This is a genomic window from Limnofasciculus baicalensis BBK-W-15 (genome assembly GCF_024178385.1).
Taxonomy (GTDB): domain Bacteria; phylum Cyanobacteriota; class Cyanobacteriia; order Cyanobacteriales; family Coleofasciculaceae; genus Limnofasciculus; species Limnofasciculus baicalensis.
The window spans coordinates 1-6,490 of record NZ_JAMZMM010000353.1 but is presented as its reverse complement, the minus strand read 5'-3'; the positions used below and the strand labels follow the sequence as shown (position 1 = coordinate 6,490).

Here is a 6,490-nt window from a genome sequence, read left to right as displayed (position 1 = left end):
GGAAATTGTGCTGATTCAGATCCTTTTGTCAAGATAAATAATGTACTTTATAATGAAGACGAGTTAAAACCAATTCATCGGATTCACTACATGAATTACAGTATTGCTCAATTTCGTAATTTATGTAATGGCATAGATGAAGATGTGAGATATAAGGATATTTTCCTTCATTACCGTTTTCTGATGAATCCTGAACAAAAGCCTAGTATGTTAAGAAGGAAAACGATATTGGAGTTGCTTAATGAGAAAAATCAAAAAGTTAAAAATAAGATCAGACGTGCATTTGTGTAAATAGAACGCGATTTATTTCTTAATCAAACCATGTCGATGAACATTATTCAATTAGTTCCTCATCTTCCACCTCTAGCAACTGGGATTGGAGACTATTCCGTAGAAATTGCTAGAAAACTCTTGGAAAACCAAAACATATTTACTCATTTCATAACCTATGAATTATGGTTTTCAGAATATGTAAAAGAGCATCCTTATATCGATCAATTTCCTGTCAAGAGATTAAAGGAACACGGTTCAGATCATTTTCTTTCATTACTTCCAGATAAATTTGAAGGTGTCATCCTTCACTATAACTTTGTGGAGCGTCAAGAAACAGCTTTATGGTTATTGCACAACTTACGAATAGCTAGGAAGAAACATAACTTTAAGTTAGTAGTGATGTTTCATGAATTAACAACTAGTTTTAAAAGAAAAGGACTGAATTTACCTGCTCCTAAACATATTTTTTCTTGTCTTAGTACGGGAATGATGGCTGATAGTATTGTTACTAATAATTCTATTTCTCAAACTTATCTTTCAAAATGGTTAAGACGTAAAGTTTTTTGTCTACCTAATTTTTCAAATATTGGAGAACCCAGCCATATTCCATCATTATCTGAACGAAACCGTACCATAATTGTATTTGGTTCTAAATCTCGTCGCTCTGTTTATCAAAAGTTTTCTCAAGAGCTTTCAGAATGTTGCAAAATTTTGGAAATTGAGAAAATTTATGATATTGGACCATCTTGTGGAGTATCTTTCTCTGATTTACCGGAAATGCCTATTGTTGAAATGGGGATACAACAGCAAGAAGTAATTAGTGAGCTAATGTTAACTTCATTTGCTGGCTTTGTAGATTATTCTCATTCTTTGGGCAAATTGGGAAAATCAACTATATTTGCTGCTTACTGTAGTCATGGTTTACTGCCAATTAACTCAGTTGATAATTGTTCTCAATTTGATGGTTTGGAAGTGAATAAAAATTATGTACTTCCTAGCAAACAACTACAAAGTTTAAATTTTCAACAACTTGATGAGATTGCTAATAATGCCCATAAATGGTATGGCAAACATAGTTTGGACAAAGTTGTAGAAATTTTTGCTTCTTGTTTGTGTGACAACAAAGTTTAGGGTGGGTTAAACTGAAATCTTGCACCATGTTCAATAACCCCAAAAACCCGCCAGAGAATTTATTCTCTGTCTAATAGCTTAAGTCGGTTTTAACTGACTATTAATCTAGATATTAGTCCGTTTTAACGGACTTAAGCTATTAGACAGTGGCTGATAGCCACTGGCGGTTTTGGCAACTGGTGCAAGATCTAAGTTAAACTTCCTTAACGCACCCGACAAGAATTACCGCCTTTATATCAGGTTTTCAGTTATTTCCTACTGCCTACCTCTAACCTCACACCAATTTCAAGTCAGGATATCCAGCCAAAATGTCATCAGTTGTCAGAGTATCCCCTTCGGCTTGTGGTGTCCATAGTACTTCAATCGCCAATAAACGCTCGCTAGAAATTCCGCCTATTTCCCGCAAGGCATTACCCAATTCATCGGAACTATTAATTGTTGGTAATGAAAGCTTACCTTCAGCACCCACCACAATGGTGACAATAATATATTCACTTGGGGCTGTGCTTTCAACTAACTCGCCACCTTTGTCGGCAGATTTAGAACTACCTTCGCGCAGTTGACCGCTAAAATTAGATAAAGTCTCTTCGCTAAATTTGCTCCTTTCAGCTAATGATAACTGATTGAACTTTGCTTCAGCAGCATCTAATCCCGTTTGTTGGCTGCTAGCTGCACCATATACCCAATATTCTGGGTGGCGCAGTAAAGCCAAAGTAACTTCTTGGATGACTTGAGCGCGACCAGAAGCTAAACTAGTATTAGCTGTCCGTGCCAAAGCGTCAAGTTGGGGTTGCAAATTCCGCGCTTCAGCCAATAGCCCCACTTGCACTCGCGCTACAGAAACTTTGGTATTAATTGAACCGGAAACGGTATCATCGCTACCCTCACCGATACGGCGGAAGGTTTGGAATAGGAAATTTGCGATCCCAATAAAAATCAGGATACCAAAGATACTGCCAAATCCGCCGAAGCCAAAAAAGGGCAACAGGAATGGAAAGCCAAAGCCACCACCAAATCCACCGCCATAGCCATAGCCATAGCCACCTCCCACTGGTGCGCTGTAGCTACTACTAGGGGCTGAGTAGCTACGACTGGGCATCCGGAATGAACCCCCACCAATTCGCCCGCCACTGCCACGGGCTAAAGCGTCACTGGCGTTACTCAGTACTAGGGTAAAAATCAGCCCGACGATAACTAGGGATTTCAAAAGTGGTTTGATTGCTGAGAAAAGTTTTTTACGCATAGGGATTGGATCGAACATGTTTCAACATTTTGGCACAATCCTTATTCTATCTCACCATCATGCTCTTGACATCATCTCGTTATATCGTTTACATAGTGAGCTTAAATGATTCGTTTATCAAAAAAAATAATTCCACCAGTTATCCCCCTCCCACAATAGTCACAATTTCAATATTATCCCCTGCTTTAATCTGAGTATTTTCCCAAAACTGCCGATGGAGAATTTCCCCATTATATTCCACAGCAACCAATCGGGGATTTAAGCCCATTTTTTCGATAAATTGGGGCAGATAGGTTTGTGGGGAACAGGTAGAGGATTCGCCGTTAACTTGGAGGGTAATTAAATTAGTGTTATCAAACATGAGATTGAGAAATACGGGATTCAAGGCGACGGAGAGTTTGTTCTTTTGTTAGTTGAGAGAGAAAATACTGAGTAATTAGAGTTGGTTGTTCTGCCTGAACAATAGCACGGACAACAGCCACTCTTTCAGCACCAGCATCTAAAACATCATTCAGGTTATTGGGATCGATTCCGCCGATGGCAAACCAGGGAATTGAAGCATTTTTAGCCGCATATTTGACATAATCTAAACCTGCGGCTGCTTTGCCAGCTTTAGTTGGTGTCTCGTATACTGGTCCTACACCAATATAATCTGCTCCTTCTGCGATCGCACGTTGCATTTCGTCTGGGTTTGTGGTAGAACGACCAATGATGCGATGGGGACCTAATAACTGTCGTGCGAATGCAATTGGGACATCCTGCTGTCCTAAATGAACGCCATCAGCATCAACTGCCAGAGCCAAATCGACGCGATCGTTCATAATAAATAATGCCCCATAATGATGGCAGATTTGCCGGATTTTATGAGCATTAGCCAGTCTAATCGTATCGTCTGCATTTTTTTCCCGGTATTGAACTAATGTTAGTCCACCTTGAAGCGCCGCTTCTACAGTGAGAAATAATTGATCTGAATTTGATGTTACTAAATATAGAAAAGATTGCTCCAATAAGCGATGGCGCTGATAGGCTAGCAAATGACTTTCTAGAGTATAAACTCGATAGCGCATCTGCTTAAATGCCGCACCCATACTAGAGTTATAAAGTTTCCCATATTCCTCCAATACTCGCAAAGCCTCCTGAGTGCGGCAAAAATTGGCTTGGAGAACCTGTTTAATGCTAATTCGTTGTTCTTCCTGGGGGTGAGTAAGTTCAGTACCGGGATCTCCAGGAGTATCCCGCGCTGCCCGAATGTCGTCAGAGTGCCAAGTTGCCAATTCCTGACGCATTTCCTTACATTCACCAGCCATCTGGATGCTACTCAAACCAAAACGACACCATTCTTCAATAATGCGCAAGCCTTCTCTAGCTCGATCTAAATTAGCATCTAAAATGCGACAAATTGCTGGCTCTTGCCATTTACTAATACTGTATAAATCGCTCATCGGGAACTACTCCTCCGTCAGCTACATGATTGAATACCACTAATCTAATATCATCAAAGACCTTCTGTTTACCAATATATTCCTTAAGATCGTCAATCATCCCATTGTTAATTTCAAAATCAGCTAAATCCCAATTATTACTATTATCAAAAATTACGATCGTTTCGGCGGATGTTAGCCAAATAATCGCTTTACAAATAATAATCATAGCGTAAAATAGCAGAACATTGATGGGAGCGAACATGACTATAGGGTGCAAGGTAATGCTATTGTTGAGAATGGTGCAAGATATCAATTGTAACCGATTTAGATACGAACAGAGCTTATAGAGATCTAGTTTTAATGCTTCAGATTAAGGAATTTGAGGCATTTTTGTACTACATTAGCGTGTTACAATTTCTACCTTAGAATGAAGGGGATAAAGGGATTAAGTTCTTAATTTATTCAATTATATCTCCCCAGTTAAACTGACAAACACAATACTAATGCAAAATTCTTCCGTTAATGCCCAGTCGAATTTTCAATCTTGCTCGCCAGCGCCTCCTCTGGTGTCCGCCTGCGATCGTGCTATGATGAAACGGTGCATCGAACTTGCCCGTCGCGCCCTCGGCAGAACCACCCCCAATCCCCTAGTGGGTGCGGTAATTGTCCAGAATGGAGAGATAGTTGGGGAAGGGTTTCATCCAGGTGCAGGAAAACCACATGCGGAAGTCTTTGCTCTGCGCCAAGCAGGTGACAATGCTAGGGGAGCAACTATTTATGTCAGTCTTGAACCTTGCAATCATTATGGACGAACACCCCCTTGTTCGGAAGCATTAATAGCAGCCCAAGTAGCTAAGGTAGTAGTGGGAATGGTAGATCCCAATCCCCTAGTATCGGGATCTGGCATTGAAAGGTTAAGAAAGGCAGGGATTGAAGTGGTTGTAGGTGTGGAAGAGGAAGCCTGCCGACAGTTAAATGAAGCTTTTATTCATCGGATACTTTATCAGCGTCCTTTGGGAATTTTGAAGTATGCCATGACTCTTGATGGCAAAATTGCCACAATTAGCGGACATAGTACTTGGGTTACAGGAGCCGAATCACGCGCTCTGGTTCATCAACTCCGAGCAGCTTGCGATGCAGTAATTATCGGCGGCAATACCCTCCGTTTAGATAACCCTCACCTGACCAGCCATCATCCAGATGCCCACAATCCCCTACGGGTGGTCATGACTAGAACACTAAACTTACCACTAAATGCTCATCTCTGGCAAACTGCGGATGCTCCTACTTTAGTATTGACTGAGACTGAAGCTCATCCGGATTTGCGGGAACAGTTGTTGAACAAGGGAGTAGAGGTGGTGACGTTAAAACCCCTGACACCTGCTAAAGCAATGGCATATTTGTATGACAGACAGCTTTCTATGGTGTTGTGGGAATGTGGTGGCACGTTATCGGCAAGAGCAATCGCTGATGGCACAGTTCAAAAAGTCTTAGCCTTTATTGCCCCAAAAATAGTTGGGGGACAATTCGCCCCTTCACCTGTGGGGGATTTGGGTTTGGCAACGATGACAGATGCTTTGACATTAGAAAGGGTGAGTTGGCGTCAGTTAGGATCGGATTATGTGGTGGAAGGCTATTTACCTTAACAGGTTAGTTATTTGTTGTTAGTTATTTGTTTTTTGTTGTTTGTACATTAGTAAAAATGAACAACCAATAACCAATAACCAACAACCAATAACCAACAACTAACAATCAATAACCAATAACCAATAACTGAAAAATGCTTGAAGTAACAATTCTCAGCCTGCTGGTTGGCAATTTTGGTTGGCAGGCGGTGGTTGTAAGTACATGGCTGCGATGGCGGCAGATGGTTACCAGTCGGTTAGATCGTGAGGAGGAAGAAACGTTGACCTGTTTTGAATCAAAAGAAGACTCAGCATTAGCAAAATCCCCACAATGGAATGGTAATATTAACGGAGCTAGTCATCCGGAGCTACCATCAAGAGATCCACATCTTGTGGGTTGGGAATTTAAAATTGTTAGATCTGATCGGGATCTGTTTCACAATCCTACTGTTTTTAAAAGGTTGTGTGAAGAAGAGGCAATGGCGGGCTGGATTCTGTTAGAAAAACTGGACGATCGACGAGTAAGGTTTAAGCGACTAATTGCTTTGCGGGATGTGATTGATGCCCAAAGGATTCCTCACGATCCCTATCGCACTTATTATGGCTCTTCATGGACACCTTTCCACTGGTTAGGGGCGATCGCGGTTTTCTGTGCGATCGCGGTTCCTTCCTATTTTAGCTACTCTTTGGTCTCCAAAATGATCGATCGATCCCAGGGGAGTCCACCTGTAAATCCCTATCCGGATATTCCGCCACAAAATTTTCCACCAGCAAAATAGGGGAAGAGTGGGAGG

Annotated in this window: 7 protein-coding genes and 1 pseudogene; 4 read left to right on the top strand and 4 right to left on the bottom strand. The window is 41.2% G+C overall.

The genetic code is table 11. The features are described 5' to 3' along the window. Positions 1-291, top strand: a pseudogene (locus NJ959_RS24225) (Npun_R2821/Npun_R2822 family protein); the annotation flags it as partial. A 36-nt stretch (positions 292-327) separates the two neighbouring features. Further along, complete coding sequence (locus tag NJ959_RS24220; RefSeq protein ID WP_254014315.1) at positions 328-1,404, top strand: hypothetical protein; 1,077 nt, start codon at positions 328-330, stop codon at positions 1,402-1,404. Positions 1,405-1,678: 274 nt separating this feature from the next. On the opposite strand, the gene NJ959_RS24215 is transcribed toward NJ959_RS24220, so the two are convergent. From NJ959_RS24215 to NJ959_RS24200, 4 genes are all read right to left on the bottom strand, one after another. Continuing rightward, the gene (locus NJ959_RS24215; protein ID WP_254014314.1) at positions 1,679-2,647 is read right to left on the bottom strand and encodes a DUF1517 domain-containing protein; all 969 of its coding nucleotides are present in this window, start codon (positions 2,645-2,647) and stop codon (positions 1,679-1,681) included. Positions 2,648-2,786: 139 nt separating this feature from the next. Next, positions 2,787-3,008 carry a sulfur carrier protein ThiS gene (gene thiS / locus NJ959_RS24210; protein ID WP_254014313.1) on the bottom strand — a complete coding sequence of 74 codons (222 nt, stop codon included), beginning with the start codon at positions 3,006-3,008 and terminating at the stop codon, positions 2,787-2,789. Next, positions 3,001-4,089, bottom strand: a complete 1,089-nt coding sequence (locus tag NJ959_RS24205; protein ID WP_254014312.1) for a thiamine phosphate synthase — start codon at positions 4,087-4,089, stop codon at positions 3,001-3,003. Before NJ959_RS24205 ends, thiS begins: the two co-directional genes overlap by 8 nt. Continuing rightward, positions 4,067-4,333 carry a hypothetical protein gene (locus tag NJ959_RS24200; protein ID WP_254014311.1) on the bottom strand — a complete coding sequence of 89 codons (267 nt, stop codon included), beginning with the start codon at positions 4,331-4,333 and terminating at the stop codon, positions 4,067-4,069. Before NJ959_RS24200 ends, NJ959_RS24205 begins: the two co-directional genes overlap by 23 nt. A gap of 241 nt (positions 4,334-4,574) precedes the next feature. Here NJ959_RS24200 and ribD point away from each other — a divergent pair, with 241 nt between their 5' ends. Continuing rightward, positions 4,575-5,717: a bifunctional diaminohydroxyphosphoribosylaminopyrimidine deaminase/5-amino-6-(5-phosphoribosylamino)uracil reductase RibD gene (gene ribD / locus NJ959_RS24195; protein WP_254014310.1), complete on the top strand. Its 1,143-nt coding sequence runs from the start codon at positions 4,575-4,577 to the stop codon at positions 5,715-5,717. 134 nt (positions 5,718-5,851) lie between these two features. Beyond that, on the top strand, positions 5,852-6,475 hold the full coding sequence (locus tag NJ959_RS24190; protein WP_254014309.1) for a hypothetical protein: 624 nt from the start codon (positions 5,852-5,854) through the stop codon (positions 6,473-6,475). The last annotated feature ends 15 nt before the right edge of the window (positions 6,476-6,490 follow it).